The 23,898-nt window shown below is 60.7% G+C and carries 16 protein-coding genes; 5 read left to right on the plus strand and 11 right to left on the minus strand.

The annotated features are described in order from the left end of the window. The first annotated feature begins 185 nt into the window (after nucleotides 1–185). Entirely contained in the window at nucleotides 186–833 is a 648-nt protein-coding gene (locus BW992_RS20305) for a hypothetical protein (RefSeq protein ID WP_076406991.1), read from the plus strand. A 184-nt stretch (nucleotides 834–1,017) separates the two neighbouring features. On the opposite strand, the gene BW992_RS20310 is transcribed toward BW992_RS20305, so the two are convergent. After that, nucleotides 1,018–1,878, minus strand: coding sequence for an AraC family transcriptional regulator (locus BW992_RS20310; protein WP_371919352.1), 861 nt, complete (start codon nucleotides 1,876–1,878; stop codon nucleotides 1,018–1,020). Nucleotides 1,879–2,699: 821 nt separating this feature from the next. After that, nucleotides 2,700–3,584, minus strand: a complete 885-nt coding sequence (locus tag BW992_RS20315) for a pirin family protein (protein ID WP_076406993.1) — start codon at nucleotides 3,582–3,584, stop codon at nucleotides 2,700–2,702. Between the two features lie 136 nt (nucleotides 3,585–3,720). On the opposite strand from BW992_RS20315, the gene BW992_RS20320 reads away from it, so the two are divergent. Then, nucleotides 3,721–4,620 carry a LysR family transcriptional regulator gene (locus BW992_RS20320; RefSeq protein WP_072391912.1) on the plus strand — a complete coding sequence of 300 codons (900 nt, stop codon included), beginning with the start codon at nucleotides 3,721–3,723 and terminating at the stop codon, nucleotides 4,618–4,620. Between the two features lie 11 nt (nucleotides 4,621–4,631). Here BW992_RS20320 and BW992_RS20325 read toward each other — a convergent pair whose 3' ends face one another. Then, nucleotides 4,632–5,564 carry a LysR substrate-binding domain-containing protein gene (locus BW992_RS20325; protein WP_072391908.1) on the minus strand — a complete coding sequence of 311 codons (933 nt, stop codon included), beginning with the start codon at nucleotides 5,562–5,564 and terminating at the stop codon, nucleotides 4,632–4,634. A gap of 453 nt (nucleotides 5,565–6,017) precedes the next feature. On the opposite strand from BW992_RS20325, the gene BW992_RS20330 reads away from it, so the two are divergent. Next, nucleotides 6,018–6,938 (plus strand): MBL fold metallo-hydrolase, encoded by a 921-nt coding sequence (locus BW992_RS20330; RefSeq protein ID WP_072391905.1) that lies wholly within the window; start codon nucleotides 6,018–6,020, stop codon nucleotides 6,936–6,938. Nucleotides 6,939–6,992: 54 nt separating this feature from the next. On the opposite strand, the gene BW992_RS20335 is transcribed toward BW992_RS20330, so the two are convergent. Next, nucleotides 6,993–7,781 carry an EAL domain-containing protein gene (locus BW992_RS20335; RefSeq protein WP_123397789.1) on the minus strand — a complete coding sequence of 263 codons (789 nt, stop codon included), beginning with the start codon at nucleotides 7,779–7,781 and terminating at the stop codon, nucleotides 6,993–6,995. 173 nt (nucleotides 7,782–7,954) lie between these two features. Here BW992_RS20335 and BW992_RS20340 point away from each other — a divergent pair, with 173 nt between their 5' ends. Beyond that, on the plus strand, nucleotides 7,955–8,416 hold the full coding sequence (locus BW992_RS20340) for a YqaA family protein (RefSeq protein ID WP_092180942.1): 462 nt from the start codon (nucleotides 7,955–7,957) through the stop codon (nucleotides 8,414–8,416). A gap of 330 nt (nucleotides 8,417–8,746) precedes the next feature. After that, on the plus strand, nucleotides 8,747–12,934 hold the full coding sequence (locus BW992_RS20345; RefSeq protein WP_372239186.1) for a DUF5801 repeats-in-toxin domain-containing protein: 4,188 nt from the start codon (nucleotides 8,747–8,749) through the stop codon (nucleotides 12,932–12,934). A gap of 61 nt (nucleotides 12,935–12,995) precedes the next feature. Here the strand turns inward: BW992_RS20345 and BW992_RS20350 are convergent, their stop codons facing one another. The 7 genes from BW992_RS20350 to BW992_RS20380 form a co-directional block, all read right to left on the minus strand. Continuing rightward, nucleotides 12,996–13,715 carry a response regulator transcription factor gene (locus BW992_RS20350; RefSeq protein WP_072391894.1) on the minus strand — a complete coding sequence of 240 codons (720 nt, stop codon included), beginning with the start codon at nucleotides 13,713–13,715 and terminating at the stop codon, nucleotides 12,996–12,998. 432 nt (nucleotides 13,716–14,147) lie between these two features. Continuing rightward, nucleotides 14,148–15,533 carry a TolC family protein gene (locus tag BW992_RS20355; RefSeq protein WP_076406996.1) on the minus strand — a complete coding sequence of 462 codons (1,386 nt, stop codon included), beginning with the start codon at nucleotides 15,531–15,533 and terminating at the stop codon, nucleotides 14,148–14,150. A 3-nt stretch (nucleotides 15,534–15,536) separates the two neighbouring features. After that, on the minus strand, nucleotides 15,537–16,862 hold the full coding sequence (locus BW992_RS20360; RefSeq protein WP_076406997.1) for an HlyD family type I secretion periplasmic adaptor subunit: 1,326 nt from the start codon (nucleotides 16,860–16,862) through the stop codon (nucleotides 15,537–15,539). Beyond that, nucleotides 16,831–18,615 carry a type I secretion system permease/ATPase gene (locus BW992_RS20365; protein ID WP_076406998.1) on the minus strand — a complete coding sequence of 595 codons (1,785 nt, stop codon included), beginning with the start codon at nucleotides 18,613–18,615 and terminating at the stop codon, nucleotides 16,831–16,833. The genes BW992_RS20360 and BW992_RS20365 overlap by 32 nt, the downstream gene beginning before the upstream one ends. A gap of 252 nt (nucleotides 18,616–18,867) precedes the next feature. Continuing rightward, a complete protein-coding gene (locus BW992_RS20370; RefSeq protein WP_076406999.1) occupies nucleotides 18,868–21,309 on the minus strand; it encodes an efflux RND transporter permease subunit in 2,442 nt (813 codons plus the stop codon). Nucleotides 21,310–21,352: 43 nt separating this feature from the next. Continuing rightward, nucleotides 21,353–22,390 (minus strand): WD40/YVTN/BNR-like repeat-containing protein, encoded by a 1,038-nt coding sequence (locus BW992_RS20375; RefSeq protein ID WP_083526351.1) that lies wholly within the window; start codon nucleotides 22,388–22,390, stop codon nucleotides 21,353–21,355. Between the two features lie 136 nt (nucleotides 22,391–22,526). Continuing rightward, on the minus strand, nucleotides 22,527–23,888 hold the full coding sequence (locus tag BW992_RS20380; protein ID WP_076407000.1) for a DUF1329 domain-containing protein: 1,362 nt from the start codon (nucleotides 23,886–23,888) through the stop codon (nucleotides 22,527–22,529). Nucleotides 23,889–23,898: the final 10 nt, after the last annotated feature.

The raw sequence follows: 23,898 nt of genomic DNA on the forward strand, positions 1-23,898 counted from the left end.
GGCCAAGCCACCTTGGATGATCATGGTTGAGCTCATTCTCGTCGCGTCTTGCCACGGGGCGAGACAGGCTTCTTGCGATCTTGACCGACATCCGTCGTGTTCCTGTCGCTTGCGAAACGCCGAGCCTGACCTAGCCTGACGAGGTGGCTTCATCGTCTCCAGCAATATCTTGTGAGAAACAAAGCATGCCTACAGACTACATAGTGACAAAGAGACAGGCACAATTGCTGAGGCTTGGCAACGCAGTGATCGACATTATCAAGGGGTTAACTCCCTACGGTAGTGGCAATCAGTTGGATGAGGAGTACGCCGCCTCACACATTCGTACTGCGGCCACCTACAACTTCATGGAAAACCCAGTCAACAGCGCCATGCTAAGACCTCGGCGTATATTAGAAATCGCCAAAAGAACAGGTGCGGGCAATTGCGATCAGCTGGGGGCAATGGCTTACGCAATCTGCAGGGATTATCTGTCGTCAGATTATTATTCAGCGTGGGTCGGCACCAACGCCCACACGTTTGCTTTGATTGGACATAACTCTGGAGATGCTGAGGACGCCATAGCGGTGGACGCTTGGCCTCAGCGGCCGCAAGCGGTGTTGTATAAACACCACTTCTGTTACGGCATGCAATTCGACACCCATGTCGCAAAACCAGGTACAGGGCGAGGGAGATACAAGGAATCAACGGCAGCTGAAGGCCTTAATTTCAAAATGTCGAATCAATGGGACGCCGTATTCAACAATGCTGAGATTCAAAACTGGAGATATGAGAATAATAACGTTGTGACCCCATGGAGGGGCCGTCAATATCGATACGTTACCGTCGGTTAACACATATCGCTGTCGCATCGAGTCTCGCGTTTCCACACAATCTTATAGACACACATAAACATTGAATCGCCCCGGGTTTCGTAGACCACTACATGCGTGTCGACGAGCTAGCTGCCCATAGGTAGCCACTGTGAGGTGTCCTTAGAAATAAGAAGTGGCTACCCAAGGCAGTGTATCGTTCACGTTATTGCAACGGAACATACACGTCAGTTTTCCACTGGTCCTGCGGCGTCTCGGGAAAGAGGCTCAGGTAATGGAAGAACAGTGGCTGGTCACGCAGTTCCTCTCCACTGGCAGGAAGCCAATCGCGGTAAATCGGATAGATCGTTTCGCCGATGTGATCCGGTGACCCCACATGTCGCACCACGGCGCAGCGCCCGCCTGGAATCACGGTCTCCCGCACCCCGAACTCATTTGGCGCCACGGCCTCGTGAATTTCGCCGCAGATTGCGAAGCGAAATGCCTGCGCAGGTGTCGTATCGGGGTTGCCAAAGGGAATGCCGAAGCTGCGACTCGAAGCTACCGGCGACTGTCCGCTTTGCTTGCGCCACTCGATGAACTTGCGCACGCTCTCATTGAGAAGCCCGGCGGGCCCGCGATGTTCAAATGCCGCGACCCTGACTTCAGGGAATTGCACGACTCGTATCTGCATCATGATCGTCCTGGAAAAATGAGGGATTGCGAACACCGTATTCCAGACCTGCCAGTTCGGCTCTTTTCTGAAAGCACTCGGCGACATACCGAACGCCCGGCTGAAGGCCCTGCAAAATGCCTCCGGACTTTCGAAGGCAGCACCCAGTGCTGCCTCCAGTACCGAGTGCTCCGCGACGGTTGCCAGGCGATGCGCCGCGCGTCGTAATCGCATCAGTTGCACATAACGTGAAACAGGCACACCTACGAACGCGCTGAATTGCCGATGGAAGTGAAATGCCGAAAAGTTCGCCACACGGCTCAACGTATTCACCGACAGATCACCTTCGAGATTCTCATCAATGTAGGTGAGGACGGCGTTGAAGCGTTTTGTGTAAGCGACGTTGGTCGACATGTCGGGCACTGGGTAAATGCTCCTGGAGGTACGGTCGGCGATAGAGTCGACTATAGCAACGTGAACGTGCCTAGCCGCGTTTGCTCAATGCACGGATCGGATTGACTCATGTGGCTCAACGCAGCTCAAAGGTCGAGCATGTCAATTCAGCAAGGCTGAGCGAGGCATTGCGAGGGTGCTTGTCCGAATCTTTCCAGTGCTTGCGCGAGGTGGCATAGAGGGAGGCAGGGTGGGAAGGTCGTTGGTTTGGCTGGATTACGGTAATGGCGGCAAAGTTCGGTTTTCAGGTACAGGTGACAGCTAGTGATAAACAGGAAAACACACACTGTTTAACATAATATACATTATGCGTAACTATTTGTTTCAGAGCCGGACCGCAACACCCGGTTTGAAACCCATCCCGTGATCAACTTCTGTAGCGTTTGTCTGGACTTCGGAAACATAACCCAGGAACCCAGGAACCCAGGAACCCAGGAACCCAAGAAGAGTTTCCTGGAAACCGCGCTCCTTGTGACAAGCGATCACGCTGACCAATGTCCACCGTTACGGATAACGGTCTCTGGTGAACACATTACGGTAACGCTCGAACGAATCTTCCTGACTGCCCAGTGCCGCCGTTCTACGGATCTGCAGGCGCGGTATGAAGCCACTTCAACAGGTCGTGACCGTCAAGCTGTACTTGCGACTTGCCGATTGACTGAAGATGCTGGTGCGCCGCTCTGGGTGCATCAACGTCAGGATCTACCTTGGATGCTGAGATCGGGCACGGACATGAAACTCTTCAGCTGGATCTCCATACCGATCATTGAGCGACGCTTCTTTTACTTGAAGATCGGCACCGAGCCCGACCGGTTCCGAAGCTGTTCCTGCTCCCGCAGCCTAAGACCGATTTCGGCGATTTTCTGCTCGCCGGCGCGCAATGCCTCGGGGCTGGTGTGGACCGAGTAGTAACCGAGATTAAGATCGAACGGGTGCGCAATGGCTGAGCCAATGACAAACACCGCATCGCCCTCTCCCGCCGTGATGCGTATCGAAGCGCTGCCTGGCTCGAACACCACCATCTCTCCCGCTTCGACAACATCCGGCGATGTCAGTTGTCCACGGGCGACGCTCAGCCACAAGGCGTCATGGCCTGCTGGTGGGGTGTATTCCCAGCTGGTGCCTTCTGAGAGAGTAACCAGCAGGTAGTTGATACCCTCGGGGGCCCGAACCGGACTTCGGCCCCCCGCATAGTGGCCGAGAATGACCCGGGCTGGGCCCGCTTCAGGCATCGCAGCGGCCTCCAGGTATTGGCTGTCGACGGCCGCGTTCTCCAGGTCTGGAGGTAACGCGATCCATAGCTGAAAGCCCTGGACGCGTTCAGAAGTGCCGGCGCTCATCTCTTTGCCATGCCAGACACCGCCGCCGGCTCGCATCCATTCGACGCCGCCATAGGCGATTTCGCCGCTGCCGGACTCAGGATCATCAAAGTGCAGATTGCCTTCGGTGATGACCGTGACCGTGGCGATTCCTGAATGAGGGTGCATGGCCATCTGGCCGAGAAACGACCTGTCGCCTTCGAACAAGTCGAGGAATACGAAGGGTTTGATCAACTGGCCCAAGTCCGACGGGCTCATGAGCCGGACAATCGGCCCATGCTTGTGCCCCCGGGTGCGGTGAGTGATCCGACGGGAAACCATTGCATTGCCAAGCGCTGAAATACCCATGACAACTCCTCGAAGAATGATCGGTCCGCCCGTCCAAAGCCTGGCGGCGGCGTATGTGCAGTGATCATAAGGAATCGGCATTAAGCTGATTAGAGCCTACAATTGCTTTTCACTCGGCCATTTTTGGAGTAATCGAATGTTCGATCTGAACGACGTGGCCATTTTTATCCAGGTCGTCGAATCCGGAAGTTTCGCCGGCGGCGCACGGCGCATGGGCGTTCCGCCCAACACGTTGAGCCGGCGGATCAAGCAGTTGGAGGACACGATGGGCGTGCGGCTGTTACACCGTTCGACCCGCAAACTGGCACTGACCGATGCGGGCCGGGCGTTGTTCGAACAAAGTGCCTCCCAGATCGGAGAGCTGCTGGAAGTGAGCCGACGCTTTGCCGACCGCAGCCAGGAACCTGCGGGACGGGTGCGTGTGGCCGTGACGGCAGATTTCTTCGACGTGTTCCGCATGGAGTTCGTTGCCGGTTTCCTGGCTCAATATCCCAGGATCCAGCTGGATTTCCTGCTGAGTGACCATCGTGTCGACCTGATTGCCGAAGGCATCGACCTGGCGTTCAGATCGGGAATGCTGCCTGATTCCAGCCTGGTCGCACGCAAGATATTCATTGGTAGCCGCATGCTTGCCGCCAGCGCAGGTTATCTGGAGCAGCATGGATCGCCTTCGCATGTTTCCGAACTGAACCAGCACCTGTGCATTTTCCCTTCCAGCCCCTCAGGTCAAGCCACGTGGCGCTTTTCCGGGCCGGGCGGCGCCGCGGACATCGTGGTGACCGGGCGAGTCTGCGCAAACACCGCTCAGGCGCAATTGAAGGCGGCGGTCGCGGGCCTGGGCATCTGTTTCTTGCCGGGGCCCATCCTGCATGCCAGCTTGAGGAACGGAGCGCTCGTCGAAGTGCTTCCCGAGTTTCGCCAACAAGACATCGACCTGTACGTGGTCTATCCGAGTCGACGCCAGATTCCGTTGGCGGTAAGCACGTTTGCCGATCAGGCCGTCACTCATTTGCTCGAAGAAATGGCCTTCCAATAGCGGCTGGATGATCAGGCCACGGCCAAGGACAAGCAATACTCGGGCTGCCGCTCAAGATGTCGGGCGAAGCAGGAGCGCAGCCAGCGTTCTCGAGGATCGGCATGGCTGGTGCCCCGCCATGCCATGGCCAGATCGGGACTTGAAAGCTGCAGCGGCGGGTATTCAGCGCGCAGTCCATGGATCCGGGCCATCGCCTGAGCCGCGTAGTCGGGTACGACCGCAAGCATGTCGCTATCGACCAGCAGCGCGGGCAAGGCGCTGAACTGCGGGACCGCCAGCACGACACGGCGCCGACGGCCATGGCAAGCCAGGGCACGGTCCACATGATCGGTTACCTTTCCCAGGGCAGATACTGTCACATGGGGGCGCCGGCAGAACTCATCGAGGCTCATGGGACCTGCCGAGTCGGCGCATAGCAGCATCGGCTGCACCGGGCGCAGACTCCGGCAGTGAGCCCGGGCCGGTAGTTCCTGGGCTTGGCCGACACCCAAGGAAATGTCCCCGGCAATCAGCAACTGCGGCAATTGCCACGAATCCACCCGGCGTACCACCAGGGTAATGTTGGGGGCCTCAGCTCGAAGATGCTGCATCAACTGAGGCAGCAGTGCGTACTCCACTTCGTCACACAGCCCGACGTGAAAAGTCTCCTCGCTGGTGCGCGGATCGAAGGTCTGCGCGCAGCTCAGGGCCAGGGCAACACTCTCCAGCGCGGGCCCCAGATGGACATGAATTTCCTCGGCCCGCGCGGTGGGCTCCATCAGCCGTCCGGTCCGGATGAACAACGGGTCATCGAACATTGTCCGGAGCCGGTTCAGCGCGCTGCTGACAGTGGCCTGGCCGAGGAAAAGACGCTCTCCTGTCCGGGTGACATTGCGTTCGCGCATCATGGTTTCGAAGATCACCAATAAGTTGATATCGGCATGTCGCAGGTCATATCTGTTCATCTTATCCGCCGCCTGAGGAAGTTGATGTTCAACAGCCCTTATTTCGTCCCTCTATCGATGGGACTTTCGAGACGACCTGAGTATTTCAAGCGAGTACCTGCCAGTCACTTGTACATGGGTTCAACGGGGTCGTCCGTTGGGTATCCAGAATAATACTTGTGTATTGCCTCGCTCGTTTCCAGCCGAGGGCTCGGGCTCCGTCTGAGCCGAAGCAGTTCGGCGCCTGACACTTCTGCGGACGATACTTTCGTATGGTTCTGTCCAACGCATGAGTGATCGCCCTACACCCATGTAGAACTGTGCCTGGAAGTTTTCCTATCTAGCATTCACTCACGGCAGCCCACTGCAACTCCATAACGCATATCGCGGTTAACGGTGAGCAGCCTGTCGTGCCGAAATGCTCGAAAGGATCAATAGCCCTATCCCTCTAGATGAACTAACAGGAGAACGACCATGAGCACTTACCTGAACAGTTTCGCCCCCGACAGTGCCTTGCCGACTCAGGAGTTGGTGCCCTCGCGCTATGCCCTGCGCCTGGGTGAGATCGATGTGCTGGTGGTCAGCGATGGCGTGCTGCCGCTGCCGACCGAAACCATGTCCACCAATGCCGATCCGAGCGAGCGTGAAGCCTGGTTCAAAGAAATGTACCTGGGGCCGGACATGTTCGATTGGGCGCTGAACGTGCTGGTTGTGCGTAGCGGCGAACAACTCATCCTGGTCGATGCCGGCCTGGGCAACCAGTTCCCCGGTTTTCCCCGCGCGGGACAGTTTCCCAAACGCTTGAAGGATGCCGGCATCGAGCTGTCTGCCATCACCGATATCGTGATCACCCATATGCACATGGACCATATCGGTGGGCTGCTGGTCGATACGGTGAAGCAAGGCTTGAGCCCGAATGTGCGTATTCATGTCACGGCCACGGAAGTCGATTTCTGGAAGATTCCCGACTTCAGCCTGACCGAAATGCCTCAACCGGTGCCGGACGTCCTGCGCCGGACTGCCAACCAGTTCATTGCGCACTATCAGGATCGCCTGCAGACCTTCGAAGACGAGCACGAAATAGCCCCGGGCGTGGTCGCGAAACTCACCGGCGGACACACGCCAGGCCATTGCATCGTCTATGTGAATTCCGGCGGCGAACGCCTGACCTTTGCCGGCGACGCCCTATTCCCGGTGGCTTTCGATCATCCTGAATGGCACAACGGTTTCGAGCACGATCCGCAGGAGTCGGTCCACGTGCGTGTACGTCTGTTGCGAGAGGCTGCGGCAAGCGGAGAGCTGTTCGTTGCGACTCACCTGCCCTTCCCCTCGGTTGGCCGTGTGGCGCTGGACGGCACTGCATTCCGTTGGATTGCAGCCTACTGGGACTACTGAGAATCGACAGGTAGCTGACATTTGATCCTGTCGAACTGGCTCCCACTCACCTTTTCAATCGAAGACGCAGGTGGGAAGCCGCCCTACTTCAGGCCGCGCATACAGGTAGCCTTGCATCAGCTCGACCCCCAGGTTCAGGAGCTCGGCACTTTCTCCACGGGTCTCGATACCTTCAGCTATCACGGTGATCCCCAAGCGTTTCGCCACCAGGATGATGCCCTCGACGATGGCTTGCTTGACCGGGTCCTGATCGATGGTGCGGGTCAAGGCCATGTCGATCTTCATGACGTTGGGCTGGAACATGGCCAACAGATTGAGACCTGAATAGCCGGAACCGAAATCGTCGATCGCCGTGGTGAAACCCTGGCGTTCGTATTCCGTGAAGATGGACCTGAGGTGTTCCGGGTCGTCCACCCTTTCGCCTTCGGTCACTTCGAACATGAGCCGTTCGGGCGGGAAACTGGCCTGGCGGGCGGCTTCCAGCGTAGCGCGTATACAAGTCTCGGCCCGATACACCGCATTGGGCAGGAAGTTGATGCTCAACAGGCAGTCGGGAATATCGAGGATACCCAGCCTGGCCGCTTCCTCGATGGCCTTGACTCTGCACGCCTGGTCGAACCGATAGCGGTTACCGTCATTGACCAATCCCAGGATATGTCCCGCCGATTCGCCATTGATGCCCCTCACCAGGGCTTCATAGGCAAACGTGGTGCCTGTGCGGATATTGAAGATAGGCTGGAAAGCCATGGTGAAATCAAACCCGAGTGCCACGTGGTCGCGGCATTCAGCACAACCGATGGATTTGAAGGGTCGAGAGGAAAATTGCTCGGTCATGATCATCATCCGTCGCGGTCACGGGACGTCCCTGCAGTTGCAAAGAACACTAGCCAACGCTTAGTGAATCGGCAAAGACCGGGTATTCTGAAATTTTGATCAGGATATGTGCCCAGTGTTCCAGCAATCGTGCCCATCCCCCTCCAACAGCGTCCATGGCAGGATCGGGCTCAATGCCTGAGCTGATGGCGTTATCCGGTTACTTCGGGCTGTTCTTCGCCGCCATGGGAGCCGCCACGCTGTTGCCCATGCAGTCGGAAGCGGTACTGGTCGGGTTGCTGTTGACCGGTCAATACGCGACCTGGGCACTGCTGGTGGTGGCCATCACCGGCAACGTGTTCGGTTCGGTGCTCAATTGGCTGTTGGGCCGCTCTATCGAGCATTACCGGCATAAACGCTGGTTCCCGGTCAGCGAAGCCAGGCTGGAGAAAGCCCAGCGTGCCTATCAGCGCTACGGGCGCTGGTCGCTGTTGCTCAGCTGGGTACCGATCATCGGTGATCCAATTACCATGATTGCTGGAGTCCTGCGCGAACCCTTCTGGAGCTTCGTATTGATCGTTACGCTGGCCAAGGCCAGCCGCTATCTTCTGCTCGCTGCGTTGACGCTTGGCTGGCTCGGGGTGGGTTACTCGATAAGTGTCTGACTCGGCTGCACAAAAATACGGGTTGAGGGGTGGCCAGGGCAGGCGTTTCATGTCGCTGCGCAAGGGCGCAATCCATAACGGCTCATCGGTATACAACCGCAAATGTATCAATGTGAGATGAGGCTAGCGTTTTCAAACCATCCCTGGCCGACCCAGCCGAGACTGATCGCTCCCCTCGGGGTACAGGCGCTTCTCTCCATCTGTCGCTCCCACCACGCGGGTTGTGCGCCTGAATAGTCCGAAACTCCCAGTCGGGCTGGGAGTATCGGTCGATGCGCAATCCGCGGCGCTTTCCCATAGTGACGAGCAATGGTCAACGGTCAGGCCTCGATGACCGCACTAGCTCTGGAGCACATCATGACTATTGGCGAGCAGAAATCCTTGTTCACCCCCACGGCAGCCACCGACCTGGAAGTCGTGGCCACCGGTGCCGACGTTACCCTGGACGAAACGGCCGGCCTGCAGAACGGCACCGCGACACCAGGCACTGCGGGCGATGCCGACGACAACGACATCCTGCTGACGTCCCTGCCCTCTGCCTTTGCCAGTCGCCTGACCGCCCTCGGTGCCGGCACCGCTACGGGCGCAGCGCTGAGTGGCTATACCGGCGCAGCCGGCAATAGCGGCAGCAATGCGTTCACGCTTTCCGCCGACCCTGGTGCGATCATTACCGATATCGGCTTCGTCGACAGTTCCGGGGTACCCCTGGACGGTGTCGACAGCGGTCTGTTCACCCTGGATGGCATCAGCATCCTGCTCTACACGGACACTGACAACAACATCGCCCTCGGCCGCGCCGGAGGCTCGGACGGTGCGATTGTATTTGCCGCCTACATCGAGGAAACCGGCTCGCCTGTCTCTGGTGGCAAGATCTGGACCGTGGAATACGCCGCGTTGAGCCATCCGGACACCACCAACCCCGATGACCCGCTCAGCCTGCAGGACAAAGTCTTCATCGGCGCCAGCCAGGACCTTGAGTTCAGCCTGGCCAATGCACCTTCCGGGCAGAATCTGTTCCTGATGTTCACCGCTGCGAACCCGACGACGGAGGTGGTCGACGGTGTTACCCGTATCACCGAGCCCACCATCATTGCCACCGGGAAGAACCCCGCCGACCAGTCCAGCGGCGTCAACATCACCACCGGCGACACCGTCAATACAAGCCAGGCCGGCGGACCGACCACCTTCGGTACCAACAACCAGATGATCGTGGAACAGGAAGGCATTCGATTTACCTTTGTCACCGGGGCCAGGCAGGATGTGACCATACCCAACCTGGACCAGAACGAAGCGGACCTTGAATCCAACATCGATTTCACCGAGATGTTCGATGCCAAGACCGCGAGCTTTGACGTGGTGCAATTGCAAAGCGGCAAAAGTGCCGTGATCACCGTCAGCGCTTTCGACACTGCTGTCGAAGCGGGCGCGGACTTTATCAACGGCTATGCGGGGGATGACCCCGTTGCGATCACCAACGTGCGCGTCATCAATATCAGTACCGGTCTGGTGATCGCAGATTCGGACGGCTCGGTGACTGATCCAACCCTCCTGATCAGCTTCGTGGATGGCGTTGCGACCATCAGCGGTGTGAAGGCCGGTTATCAGATCGAATACAGCACCACAGCGGATCACAACCGTGTGCTGATCGAAAATGGCGCGGCCGTGGATGCCAAAGGCAATAACCACGCCGATTTCGATATTGGCGGCTTCACCCTGCTCCAGGCCTCTGTCGCCAAGGCCGAGATAGGCTCGCAGATCATTTTCGAAGACGACGGTCCAAGCATCACTACCACCGGCACGGAACCTACGTTGACCGTAGACGAGACGGTGCTGGCGACTGACGCGACCCAGAGCTTCGCCGCCAACTTCACCTCGGCGTTCGGTGCCGATGGCGCTGGCACGAAGGCCTATTCACTGGGAGTGGTCGCCGGTGCCTGCGGATTGACCGACACGGCCACGGGTGAAGCGGTGAACCTGTCGCTCAACGGTACAGTGGTGGAAGGCCGTACCGCCGGCACCAACCTGCTGGTATTCACCGTCAGCGTGGATGCCGATGGCAGCGTTACCCTGGATCAGCTTCGAGCAGTGGTCCATCCGGATGCCACCGATCCGAATGATTCAACGAGCCTGACTTCGGACGAGCTGGTCACACTGACGGCAACCACAATCGACAGGGACGGCGACAGTGTCCAGGCAACGCTGAACATCGGGCAGAACCTGGTATTCAGGGATGATGGTCCCAGCATCAGCACCACCGGTACGGAACCTGCACTGACAGTGGACGAAACGGACCTGACCAGTGACGCGACCCAAGGCTTTGCCGCCAATTTCACCTCTGCTTTCGGGGCTGACGGCGCCGGCACCCTCACCTACGCGCTGGGAGTGGTCGCCGGCGCTTCGGGGCTGACCGACACCGCCACGGGCGAAGCGGTGAACCTGTCGCTCAATGGCACGGTGGTGGAGGGTCGTACGGCCGGCACCAACCTGCTGGTATTCACCGCCAGCGTGGATACCAATGGCAGCGTTACCCTGGATCAGCTTCGTGCAGTGGTTCACCCGGATGCCACCAATCCCGACGATTCGACGAGCCTGGCATCGGACAATCTGGTCACCCTGACGGCAACCGTGACCGACAAGGAAGGCGACACGGCCCAGGCGATCCTGGATATCGGCCATGACCTGGTGTTCAAGGACGACGGCCCCAGCATCAGCACCACCGGTACGGAACCCACCCTGACGGTGGACGAGACCGACCTGACGAGCGACGCGACCGAGGGTTTCGCGGCCAACTTCACCTCAGCGTTCGGCGCCGATGGCGCCGGCACCCTGAGCTATGCGCTGGGCGTGGTCGCCGGCGCCTCGGGGCTGACCGACAGCGCCTCGGGCGAAGCGGTGAACCTATCGCTCAACGGCACGGTGGTGGAAGGTCGTACGGCTGGCACCAACCTGCTGGTCTTTACCGTCAGTGTGGCCAGCAACGGCAACGTTACGCTGGATCAGCTCCGGGCGATCATTCATCCGGATGCAACCAATCCTGATGACTCGACGAGCCTGAGCGCGGATAACCTGGTGACGTTGGCCGCGACCAAGACAGACAAGGATGGGGACATGGCCCAGGCGACGCTCAATATCGGGCAGAACCTGATATTCAAGGACGACGGCCCATCGCTCGCCTTCGGCAACCTGATCGGGACCGGCAGCGTACTGCCGCAATACGGTTACTGGGACCGGTCCGCCGGGGCCGATGGACTGGGCGCGGCCGGGTTGGATATTTCCCTGCTCAACGGCCAGTTCACCCTGGTCCGGCCAGACAACACGACCACCACCGGAACCGGGACACTGACGGAACAGGCGCCCTCGCCGGACATCGACGGTGCGTATCATTTTTCCGGCACCCTGACCGGTGACTTCGACAACAACGCCGACACAGCGCACACCAGCGTCGATTACACGCTGACGGCTTATGCCAATGGCAGCTACGCACTCGATCTGGTGCAAGGCTTCAGTTCGACCATCGTGCGCAGCAGCGCCGACGGCTCCCTCGATGCCGGCGGCCCGGACCCCGTGCGCACATTGTTGATCCCGGAAACCAACGCCCCGACCATTCCTTCGGCCTCGGAGGAAATCGTGTTCTTCTCCGCGAAGGCGCTTGCCTCCACCACAGACATCCTGGCGGGTATCGGCCTTGGCGCACCCGACCCCACCGAGGCGGCCCTGCAGACCAATCCCCTGCCCTCGTACATCGACCCGACGGCGATGAACGTCAGCACCTCCGGGATCGGCGTGGGCAACAATCTCCTCCAGGGCGATAACCTGGCGGCGATCGGCGCCGCCGATGAAAGCTTCGTCATCAACCCGGAAAGCCTGCTGACCGGCATGAAGATCTTCATCGACAACTCCGTGGCGGGCTATAACACGGCCACCGAAGACCTGTACTTCAGGATCTTCTACGAGGATGGCACTTTCTCCAATCTCACGGAGGTGAACACCCTGACTGCGGAAGCCGGCGGCCAGGTGTCTTTCCTGGTCGAACGTGAAGGCACGGCGATGATCGATGCCGTCCAGCTCACCATGGCCCGGGGCGCGATCAAGATTCCAGTGATCCAGTTCATCCAGGAATCCGAGAGCCTGGCCAGCGACATCCAGCTGACGTTCAACGCAACGTTGACCGACAAGGATGGGGATAGCGCCACCAGCACCTTCGACGCCAACCTGTTCGCCGACGAAGCGGACGACGCCACGTTCGACTACCTGCTGGCAGGCACGGGCGGTGAGCGAGATGCCTTCAACGTCGACCTGACATTCACCGAAAACCTGTACCAGCTCACCGGCTTCGATACCGCAGGCCAGCGAGACAGCCTGGTACTCAACGGTGACCAGGGCGCGGTGGTACAACTGATCGACAACACGGGAGCCGACAGCATCGTGACGGTGGCCGAGTCGGGCGGACAGGTGACTACCATTACCCTGGTGGGCGTCGACCTGCTGAGTACCGACATCGTGCTTGGCAGTGCCTGATAACCGAAGGTGCTTGACCCGATGCGAGGGCGGCCTGGAAGCCACCCTCGCACGATGAGCATCAATCCAGCTCCACCCAGGTCGACTCGGGTGGTGCCTGGTTGCTGGTGAGCCCGTGTTTGAGGGCATACATCAGCAGGTCGATGCGATTGATGAGATTGAGCTTCTGATAGATGTTGCTCAGATGATTGTGCACGGTGTGTTCGCTGATGCCCAAACGCTCGGCGATGCTGATGTATTTGGCGGAAGGATCACCCACGATGGCGAGAATCAGCTCTCTTTCGCGCAGAGTCAGCCGCGCCTGCTTGGCCTGCTCCAGGTTGCACTTCAACGGTATGTGCCCACTGGCGGCATAACCTGAAAGCCCATCGGCCCACGCCCGGTCCATACCGACATCGCGGTGATGAACCTGGATGATGGCCCGGATGATGGATTCCGTCGGATCCTCCGCCAATACAATCCCGCGGGCCCCTGCCTCGATCGCCTGGGCAGCGGGCACCGCCTCGTAAAGTCCCTTGAGCACCAGGACTTTCATTTCGGCGCTGCGAGTGAGCTCCGCGACGACCTCCAGCGGATCCAGGGCGTCCGGAAAGAAGCTGAAGAAGATCACGTTGGGTCGCAATTGATCGGCCAGGTCCAGCGCATTGGTGTAGGTGGAGGCCTGGCCGCTCACTTCCATCTGGGGCTTCCTGGCATTGATCAGATCGTGAAGCCCCATCAGTACCAGGGGACGACAGTCGATCAGCATCACACGAATCGGTTTCTTATGGTCCGACGTCATATTCCTGGCCCCCCTGAAGCACCGACGAGAGCCTCCATCCTTGACACTTGTTGTGAGGGTGGATAATCCATGAAGCTGGATAAACCCACTGAGGCGGGATAAACAGGAATAATTATCAACAGCTTACACATGATAATGTGCTCCCTCGAGCCTGTTTGCTGAGTCTAGGCCAGCTGGCGCCCTGTCAGTCGCAACTGGCAGGGCCGCTGCATCGAGCGCAGATCCGCCGTTTCGCTGCGCGTGGCCAGTCAATAAAAAATATCCATTGAAATCATCCAGCTACCTCTTTTTCCTGTGACGATATCGCTGATCTGGAAAAGCGCACTTCGTCAATTAACCGACCAGCGGCGCGAAATTGGAAGTGACAGCCGCAGGCTCGTCAATTTGCCGTCGACTCCGCGCAGCGCGGCACGTTGCTGAACGCCGGCGCCTTCACCTGGCGGCATCGATACGTTTCTCGCCCGGACCGTTACCGGGGCCCAGCCAGACATTGACGTTTGCGATGCTGTCGGCTGGTGGTTTTCCTGCCCAGCGATTGAGGATCAGCACATTGCTGAGAAAATCGTATTGCGTCTTGAGCAGGTCGCGTCGAGCGCGGAACTCGTTGCGCACGCTGGCCAGCACATCGACGGAATTGATCATCCCGTAGCTCAGCGCTTTTTCCGCCGCGACCCGGGACAGCTGGGCGGAACTCAGGGCCAGGCGATTCGCGGCGATTTTCTCGCCATTGGAGCTGGCCGTCAGATAGGCATTGGTGATTTCCTTGACCACCCGGCGCCGGACGGCTTCCAGTTCCTGTTCGGCAACCTGCTGGTCCTGATAGAGCCCACGGACCCTCGCCGAAGTCGAACCACCGCTGTACAGCGGCACCTGGATGCCGATTCCAGCGACATAGCTGTCAGTACGCGGAGCGAGGGAATTGTTGTAGCCCTCGTTGGTCTGCAGGGCGCTCAGGTTCAGGCTCAGGGTCGGGTAATGCCCGCCCTTGCCGCTGCGCAAGGCAGCGCCGGCGGCTTCGACACCGCTCTCGTTGGCCTTGAGGGCCGGGTTGAGCGCGATGCCGTCGCGGACCCAGGCTTCCAGGCTCTGGGTCGAAACCTGCAAATCAATGTCGTCGCGGATCCGGTTGAGCCTTTCCTTCACGGGGCGCCCGACGATTTCCGCCAATGCCTCGCGGCTGATGCTGGCCTGGTTGCGGGCATCGAGCTCCTGAGCTGCCAACAAGTCCACCCTGGCCTTGAGATCAAGCTGGTCGGTGACCAGGGCCAACTGCTTCTCGTACAGGGCATTGACCCGATCCAGGCTGCTCTGGGTGGTTCGACGTTCCGCCCGCACCAACTCCAGCTCATCTTCGGCCGCCAGCGCCAGGAAATAACGCCGCGCCAGCTCCACCGCCGCCTCGGCCTGGGTATCCAGCGCCTGGGATTCGGACTGTCGCGCCAGGCTCTGGAATTTGCGGTAGTTCTCCCACGCCGTTTTGTTGTAGAGGTACTGACGCAGCACCAGGTTGTAGCTTTCACTGTCGTAGCTGCGCTGCACCAGGTCGCTGTCCTGATGGATTCGATTGGTCCCGGCGTTGAACGAAAGTTGCGGCAACAGCGCTCCCATGGCTTCGCGCTGGTGTTCCTGGCCTGCCTGTGCCCGTGCATGGGAAGCCAGTATCTGCGGATCTTCCAGGCGCGCTTCGCGATACAGCTGCATCAGGTCGGTGGAAAATGTCGAGGCACTGACCCCGGTCGAGATGGTCTCGGAGGCCTGTGCCAGGACGGCATTCGTGGCGAGCATCAACCCGCCCAAAAAAACGGCTGCACGGTCCATGCCTCACTCCTCGATCATCGATTGAGACAAGGCCGCCCGGGCTGGCTGCATCAAGTACTGCAGCAGCGTGCGTTCGCCGGTGATGATCAATACATCCGCCGGCATCCCCGGCAGCAGCTTGCGTTCCCCCAGGGTCCGAGCGCCGTTGGCAGTCACCCGCACGCGTGCCAGGTAATAGGCAGTGCCGGTCTTTTCCTGGGTCAGTCGGTCAGCCGATACGCTGCTGACCTCTCCTTCGATGACGGGCGTCGTTGCACTGTCGAACGCGCCAAAACGGATGTCTGCACGTTTGCCGATGGCAATGCGATCGATGTCCACCGGCGCGACCTGGGCCTCGATCACCAGCTCGGAAACCGAAGGCACGATGTCCAGCAACGGCGTGGCCGGACTCACCACCCCACCAATGGTGTGCACCGTCATGCCGATCACCATGCCCGCATCGGGGGCGCGGATGACGACACGGCTGAGGCGGTCTTCCAGGGCCGAGGTCTTTTCCTGCAGGTCGTACATGCGCCCCTGGACTTCGGCCAACTGCTTGACCACATCGGCGTTGAAGTCCTTGTCGATCTGCAGGATCTGCAACTGGGTTTCGTTGATCTGCAGGCGGGTCCTGTTGATGCTGGAACGGTGATCGGCGAGCTCCGACCTGAGCAGCCCCAGCTTGCGCTCCTGCTCGACCAGGCGCTGCTTGTCGACGAATCCTTGCTTGAGCAGGTCGCCCAGCTCGGTGATTTCACCGCCATAGGAGCGTTCCAGATGCGCCTTGGCGGCGATCATCGATTCCAGGCCCTTGACCTGTTGCTGCAGCTGGCCGATACGCTCACGCAATACCGCGACCTGCCCCGCCCGTGCTCCTCGGCGGGCATTGAACACCTGGGTCTCGCCTTGGCGTGCCTCCTCAGCACGCAGGCTGGCCGGGCCGGAAGCCTCGCCAAAGTCGATGGTCGCGAGTTCGTCGCGTTCGGCCCTGAGCCTTGCCTCCATGGCCTTGGTCGCGACCAGTTGGTTTCGGCTGATCTCGTATTCGAAGCGCAACTGGGCGTCGTCGAGAATGATCAAGGGGTCGTCACGCTGGACGATGTCACCGTCATGGGCCAGCAGCGTCTTGACGATGCCACCTTCCAGGTGCTGGACCGTCTTGCGGTAGGACTGCACGGTGACCACCCCCGGCGCGTAAGCGGCGCCATCGATAGGCGCGACTGCCGCCCAGGTGCCGAACAGGCCAAAGGTCACGCCGACAATCGCAATGCCCAGGCGGCGGATCTTTCGATCGGAGGTCGGTAGTTCGGTAGGGCTTTCAATTCGACGGTCTGGCGTCGCAGGGTTCATCGGTATCACCCCTGCCGGTATCGACACACGTGATGCCGGCGCTGGCGGGCATGGCGGGCTTCTGTGCCCGCTGTTGCTGCGCTTTGAGTTCGGCCAGCACATCCTCGCGTGCCCCATACAGACTGATCGTTCCGGCGTTCATCACCAGGAGCCGGTTGAGTTGCGACACGATATTGGTGCGGTGCGTGATGACGAACAGCGTCGCGCCGGTCTGCTTGAGCTGCTGCAAGGCAGCCGCCAGGGCACGGTCACCGACGTCATCCAGGTTGGAATTGGGCTCGTCGAGCACGATCAGGCGCGGGCGGCCATAGAGCGCTCGGGCCAGACCGATGCGCTGGCGCTGCCCTGCCGACAGCATCACACCTTCACTGCCGATGACGGTGTCGTAGCCATCGGGCAGTTGCAGGATCATCTCGTGGACACCGGCGGTCCTGGCGGCCAGGATGACCTCCGCCGGATCCACCGCGGAGAAGCGTGCGATGTTCTCCGCGATACTGCCCTCGAACAATTCGATGTCCTGGGGCAAGTAGCCGATATGGGGGCCGAGATCATGCTTGTTCCAGGCACTGATGTCCGCGCCATCGAGCCGGACCACCCCATGTTGGGCGACCCACACCCCGATGAGCGCCCGGGCCAGGGTCGACTTGCCCGCGGCACTGGGGCCGATGATGCCGACCATGCAACCGGCCGGCACGCTGAAGCTGATGTTCTTGATGATCGGGGTCCTGGAGCCGGGCGCTGTCACCACCAGGTTCTCCACCTGCACATGTCCCTGGGGCGCCGGCAAGGGCATGCATTCGGGTTGGGCTTGTTGTTTGCGCAGGATGTCGTTCAGGCGACCATACTGCGACCGCGCGGCGGTGAAACCCTTCCAGCTGCCGATGATCAGGTCGATGGGAGCCAGGGCCCGCCCCAGCAGCACGGAGCCGGCGAACACCATGCCGGCACCCACCTGGTGATCCACCGCCAGGTACGCACCCACTCCCAGTACCAGCGATTGCACCAGCAGCCGGAAGGTCCGGGACAGCGTGCTGATGGCCGCGCCTCGATTGCTCGCCAGCGCCTGCAGCAACAGCACGCTCCGTTGCCGACGCCCCCATCGGTCCATCAGGGTTTCAAGCATGCCCATGGACTCGATGACTTCGGCGTTACGCAGGTTCTTCGTGGTGTCGAGCGTGGCGCCGATGTGCTCCTTGTTGGCCTGGGCCAGCACCGGCCCGGTGAGTTTTTCGTTGATGAACGCGAGCATCAGCAACAACAGGGCACTGCTCGTGGCGACCCAGCCAAACCAGGGATGGAAGACAAACATCACGGCGATATAGATCGGTAGCCAGGGCGCGTCGAAGAAAGCGAACAGGCCATTGCCGGAAAGAAACTGCCGCAAGCCTGTCAGGTCGTTGAGGGACTGAGCCGAGGCGTCCATGCCACCGCTGTCCAGCGCCCGTCTGAAGCTGGCCTTGTAGACCTGGCGACTGAGCAGTACATCCAGCCGGGTACTGACGTGGACCATGATGCGCGAACGTATCCACTCCAGGGACCCCAGGGTCACCACCAGCCCGGTCATGATCAGCGTCAGCATGGCCAGGGTGGTGAGACTGCCGCTGGTCATCACTCGACCGTAGACCTGGAGCATGTAGAAGGTCGGAACGAGCATGAGTGCATTGATGAAAAGGCTGAAGAAGCCTACAGAAATGAAGCTGTCCCTGCAGGCCTCCAACGCTTTCCCGAGACTGTTTTCAGATGCGCTTCGCATTGGACCCCCCTGCTCGGGGCGACTCTTTTCTGGAGCTTAGATCAAGCCAGGCGAAGCCGTGGTTTTCCTTTTGCAATTCAATGAAAAAGCTCATCTGAAAAGCGGTCTGCCAAAAATATGGCAGCGAAATCCCGGCGTCCGAAGTACGTCCGCAAGCTGCCAATGACCATCCCCTCAGGAGGCGTGGTGACGGTCGGGCGTCGCGAAGGCGAGCATCGACAATCCATCAGGATCAGGACCCGCCCCTGGATGTCAGTTGCCCCCCTCCCCGATCGGCTGCAGCGCCCCGGAGGGCTCAGGCTTTTTTGCGAAGAGTCGCTGGGGCAACAGGAAGTAAGCCAGCGCCGGCAGCAGGATCAGGGCGCCGAGCATGTTCACCAAGAACATGAACGCCAGCAGGATGCCCATGTCGGCCTGGAACTTGATCGGCGACCAGGCCCAGGTTGCCACGGCGATGGCCAGGGTGATGCCGGTCAGCAGCACCACCTTGCCGGTGAACAGCAATGCCCGGTAGTACGCCTCGGACAACGAGGCGCCGGCGCGCATGTGCACCAGGATGATGCTCAGCACGTAGAGTGCGTAGTCGACGCCAATCCCCACGCCCAGGGCGATCACCGGCAAGGTGGCCACCTTGACGCCCATGCCGAGTCCGACCATCAGCGCCTCGCAGAGAATCGACGTGAGCACCAATGGCAGCACCGCGGCGAGTACCGCGCGCCAGGAGCGGAAGGTTACCCAGCAAAGCAGGACAACGGCGCCATAGACCCAGAACAGCATCTCGCGCATGGCCTTCTTGACCACAATGTTGGTGGCGGCCTCGATCCCGGCGCTGCCGGCGGCGAGCATGAACTTGACGTCCGGCAACTGCTGCCGGGCGATGAAGGCTTCGCTGGTTTCCACCACCCGTTGCAAGGTGTCGGCCTTATGGTCGGCCAGGTACACGTAGAGCGAGAGCACCGAACAGCCCTGGTTGAACAGTTCTCGGGGCGCCCGGGTCTGTACCGCGCCAAGGGCGCCGTCGTTGGGAATCAACTCGTACCACTTGAAGTTGCCCTCGTTATAGCCGGCGGCGGCGATCTTGCTCAGGGCGGCCATGGAGTTGGTGGACTCCACGCCCGGCAGTTGTTCCAGTTGCCAGGCCAGGGAATCGACGGCAGCCAGGGTCGGATAGCGGGTGCACTGGTCTTCCGGAGTTTTCACCATCACCACGAAAATGTCCGAACTGGCCGCATAGTTTTGCGTCATGAAGGCCGCATCGCGGTTATAGCGTGAGTCCGGCCGCAGTTCCGGCGCGCCGGGATCCAGGTCGCCCACCTTCAATTGCAGGCTGACGGCGAACCCGCCCACTGCCAGCGCCAGGCCAACCAGGCAGGCCGAGCACGCCCAGGAACGCTGGGTGAACAGATCGAGGAAGCGCCAGAACGGATGCCTGACGCTCGCAGCCAACTCGGCCGTTTCCGTACGCAGGCTGCGTGCCGCCGCCTTGGCACCGACCCCGACATAACTGAGCAGAATCGGCAGCAGGATCAGGTTGGTGAAGATCAGCACCGCCACACCGATGCTGGCGGTGATCGCCAGGTCCTGGATCACCTGGATCTTGATCACGATCAGCACAGCGAAGCCCACGGCATCGCAGAGCAACGCGGTCATGCCAGCGGCGAACAGACGACGGAAGGTGTAGCGCGCGGCAATCACCCGGTGGGTGCCACGACCGATGTCCTGCATGATGCCATTCATTTTCTGCGCGCCATGGCTCATGCCGATGGCGAATACCAGGAAGGGAACCAGCGCCGAATAGGGATCCAGGTCGTAACCGAGGCTGGCGAGCAGGCCGATCTGCCAAAGCACAGCCACCAGCGAGCAGAGCACCACCAATGCCGTGCTGCGCGCACAGCGGGTGTACCAATAGAGCACCGCCACCGTCACCAGCACCGCCACCACGAAGAACAGCAGCACCTGGGTCAGGCCGGCGATCAGGTCGCCGATGATCTTGGTGAACCCTGTGATATGGATCTGGATCCGCGCGCTCTGGTACTTGTCGCGCAACGCTTCCAACTGCCGGGAGAACTCGCCGGCGTCCAGCGCCTTGCCGGTCGCCGGGTTGATCTCCAGCAACGGCACGAAGATCACGCTGGACTGAAAGTTGGCCGCCACCAGTTGGCCGATCTCGCCGGAACGGGCGACGTTGGTGCGCACCTCGTCCAGGCTGGTCGGCGAGCCGTCGTAGCTGTCCGGGATCACCGTGCCGCCATCCAGTCCCTCTTCGGTCACGGCGGTCCAGCGGGTGGTCGGTGTCCACAATGACTTCATATAGGGCTTGTCGACACCGGGCAGCAGATAGATTTCGTCGTTGAGCCGGGCCAGGGTGTCGAGGTAGTCCTTGTCGAAGATACTGCCGTCCTTGACCTCCACGGCGATGCGGATCGAATTGCCCAGACCGCTCAGTTCGCTGCGTTGTTCGAGGAAATGGGCGACATAGGGATGGGACGTCGGGATGGTCTTCTCGAAACTGGCATTCAACCCGATCTTGCTGGCCTGGTAACCCAGTACCAGGGTCGCCAGCAGGCAGAGCAGGATGACCCAGGGCCGGTGATTGAAGATCGCCCGCTCGCCCAGGTTGCCGGAGCGCGGGTCGAAGTCCTCCAGGCGGGCGGTCACCACTTGCTGTTCGAGGGCGGGATTATGGTCGTTCACGTCAGGCTCCGAATACGGCCACGAGGGCTCAGGCGAGTTGTGTTCAGCGTTGCGCCGGGGAAAGGTCGGGATCGAGGCGGGTCACGCCGCCCAGGCCGACGCAGATCAGGCTGCCGTCCGGAGCCGCCACCAGACCGGCGACCGAAGTGCCGGCCGCAGCGGCCAGGGGCCGGAAACGACTGCCGCCACCGGGGCTGAGCAGCAGGTCACCGCCCTGGCTCGCCAGGACCGACGCGCCATCACCCAGGCGGGTCGAGGCGGACAAGGCCGACTCCAGGCCGGTGTCCATGCGTCGCCAGCTAGCTCCCTGGTCGCCCGACCAATACGCATTGCCTCGCAGCCCGAATGCCAGCAACTCGCCGTTGGCGCTGCCCTGCACGCCGAAGAAACTGCCGGGGTAAGGTGACTCCAGGGAGTGGAAGCTGGCCCCGTCGTCCGTAGAACGCAGCAGCAGGCCTCGCTCACCGACAATGAACAACGCGCGACCGGCCGCCCGGATGCCGTACAGGTTCAGCCCTTCGGGGTTGTCGACCTGTTGCATCCAGGGCTGCCAGTTCTGCCCTCCGTCCTGGGTCCGCAGGATGAGGCCATAGGCACCCACCACATAGCCATTGCGCGCGTCGCTGAAGTACAGGTCGAGGAACGGCTTGTCCGGACCGTCCGCCACCAGCCGTTCGGCGTCCTTCAACCGCTGGACGTCTTGCCGTTGGCGGGCCAGAAATAGCGCTTGCTGCGCGGCTTCGATGCCGTCCAACTGCCTGGTCCAGGTTTCACCGCCGTCGCGGCTGTGCAGCACCACCCCCATGTGGCCGACCGCCCAGCCCTGCTGCGGATCGACGAACTGCACCGCCGTCAGGCTGACGCTGACCGGCACCTCGGCCTGGCGCCAGCGCTTGCCGGAGTCGTCGGAGAGCAGGACGATCCCCCGCTCCCCCACCGCCACCAACCGTTCGCCCGCGCGGGTCACCGCCAGGAGCACGGCACGGGGTGCCTTGGCGCTACGCATGGCCGGTTGATCCAGCAACACGGGTGTAGGACTGGCCAGCGTCCAGCCCGATACCAACAGCAAGGTCAGCATCATGCTCAACAACCGGGCCGCCGACCGCCCTCGCCTCAGTGAAAATGTCCCGATCATGTCCGCTCCCGTCACTGCATGAAAATTATCCAGCCCCCAGCCAGGCGCACCGCTGCCCAGGCAGTGGCGCGCCTTGCAATGCCTAGCGCGAACTGTCGTTGGCCATGGCATCGGGGGTGAAGAACGAAGCCGACGGACGCGGATAACTCTGGTACTGCACATCCAGGTCGTTGGCCGAGGAGTTCAGGAAGTAGGCGCCGGTTTCCAGGTTGTAACTGCCCCATTGCATCTGCGCGGTCAGTGCCGGCATCTCGGGGGCCAGCAGGGTCAGCGAGTAGTTATGCCGTCCCAGCTTGCCCTGGGCGTCGTAACCGTCGACCAGCAGCACTTGCCAGGAATCCTCATCCACGTAGTAGGTACGCTTGGGCACGACGTGACGCTTGCCTTCGCGCAGGGTGGCGCTCACGACCCAGACCCGATGTTTCTCCCAGCGCACCAGGTCGGGATTGAGGAAGCCCGGCTTGACCAGGTCGTCACTCCTGGCCGCTGCGCAGCGGTTGTTGTTGTACGGCACCAGCAGTTCTTTCTTGCCTTCCAGCTTCAGCTCGTAACGGTCGGTCGGGCCGAAGATCATGAAGGCTTCGTCGAAGAAACCGACGCCGGAGGTGACGAAGTCCGGAGTGTCATAGGCGATGTTCGGTGCGCGCCGTACCCGGCGCTGGCCGACCAGGTACTGCCAGGCAGCACGTTTTCCAGGATCCATGTCCCAGTGGGTCATCAGGCCTTCGCCCGCCTTTGAAGAGGGCAATTCCGTGGACAGCTTGCCGATCCGGAATTTGCCGGCGAACGTTTCGAGGCTGCCTTCCTTGAAGTAGTACGGATCCTGGTACCAGAAACGGGCCCGGGTAGCCTGGATCTTCTTGCCGCCGGCGGTCATCAGCCAGGTGTCGAACGGCGCATAGAAGGTGTCGGCGCCCTGCCAGGACAATCGATAGTTCCACAGGGCCTCGGTACCGTTCTGCGGCAGCGGGAACGGAATCCCGCCGTAGGCACCGCTGACTTTCTCGGTTTCCACATCAACGGTGGCCCGGGTCGCGTTCTGCAGGGTGTTGTCATATACCCACTGCGGGGCGGCGGCACTGCGGTGGGTCGGATAGACGTCCAGGCGATAGCCCGGGTATTTCTGCATCAGGGCCTTGGTGCCCTCGGCCAACAGGTCGGAGTATTGCGCCATGTTCGCGGCGCTGACCGAATACAGCGGTTTCTCGGAGGCAAATGGATCGGCGCGTTTGTCGCCGTTCTTGTAACCGGCGGGCACCTGGGTGTAGCCGCCTGTCCATGCCGGGATGCTGCCGTCCTTGTTGCCTGCACGCTCGGCGCCCATGGGGGTGAGGTCTTTGTTCAGTCGTGCCGCCTGCTCGGGGGACACCGCCGCGTGCACGAAACCAGTGCTCGACAAGGCAATGACCAGGGCCGCAATACGCAAGGAAAATAGGCTTTGCATGGAAAATGAA

The sequence above is a fragment of the Pseudomonas sp. 7SR1 genome, assembly GCF_900156465.1.
GTDB lineage: Bacteria > Pseudomonadota > Gammaproteobacteria > Pseudomonadales > Pseudomonadaceae > Aquipseudomonas.

What these genes read in the sequence shown, in the direction of transcription:
- BW992_RS20315 (WP_076406993.1), bottom strand. Translation starts at nt 3,584, where the DNA reads ATGGGTATTTCAGCGCTTGGCAATGCAATGGTTTCCCGTCGGATCACT.
- BW992_RS20350 (WP_072391894.1), bottom strand. Translation starts at nt 13,715, where the DNA reads ATGACGTCGGACCATAAGAAACCGATTCGTGTGATGCTGATCGACTGT.
- BW992_RS20325 (WP_072391908.1), bottom strand. Translation starts at nt 5,564, where the DNA reads ATGAACAGATATGACCTGCGACATGCCGATATCAACTTATTGGTGATC.
- BW992_RS20345 (WP_372239186.1), top strand. Translation starts at nt 8,747, where the DNA reads ATGACCGCACTAGCTCTGGAGCACATCATGACTATTGGCGAGCAGAAA.
- BW992_RS20310 (WP_371919352.1), bottom strand. Translation starts at nt 1,878, where the DNA reads ATGTCGACCAACGTCGCTTACACAAAACGCTTCAACGCCGTCCTCACC.
- BW992_RS20330 (WP_072391905.1), top strand. Translation starts at nt 6,018, where the DNA reads ATGAGCACTTACCTGAACAGTTTCGCCCCCGACAGTGCCTTGCCGACT.
- BW992_RS20360 (WP_076406997.1), bottom strand. Translation starts at nt 16,862, where the DNA reads ATGAACCCTGCGACGCCAGACCGTCGAATTGAAAGCCCTACCGAACTA.
- BW992_RS20335 (WP_123397789.1), bottom strand. Translation starts at nt 7,781, where the DNA reads ATGATGATCATGACCGAGCAATTTTCCTCTCGACCCTTCAAATCCATC.
- BW992_RS20365 (WP_076406998.1), bottom strand. Translation starts at nt 18,615, where the DNA reads ATGCGAAGCGCATCTGAAAACAGTCTCGGGAAAGCGTTGGAGGCCTGC.
- BW992_RS20375 (WP_083526351.1), bottom strand. Translation starts at nt 22,390, where the DNA reads ATGATGCTGACCTTGCTGTTGGTATCGGGCTGGACGCTGGCCAGTCCT.
- BW992_RS20380 (WP_076407000.1), bottom strand. Translation starts at nt 23,888, where the DNA reads ATGCAAAGCCTATTTTCCTTGCGTATTGCGGCCCTGGTCATTGCCTTG.
- BW992_RS20305 (WP_076406991.1), top strand. Translation starts at nt 186, where the DNA reads ATGCCTACAGACTACATAGTGACAAAGAGACAGGCACAATTGCTGAGG.
- BW992_RS20320 (WP_072391912.1), top strand. Translation starts at nt 3,721, where the DNA reads ATGTTCGATCTGAACGACGTGGCCATTTTTATCCAGGTCGTCGAATCC.
- BW992_RS20355 (WP_076406996.1), bottom strand. Translation starts at nt 15,533, where the DNA reads ATGGACCGTGCAGCCGTTTTTTTGGGCGGGTTGATGCTCGCCACGAAT.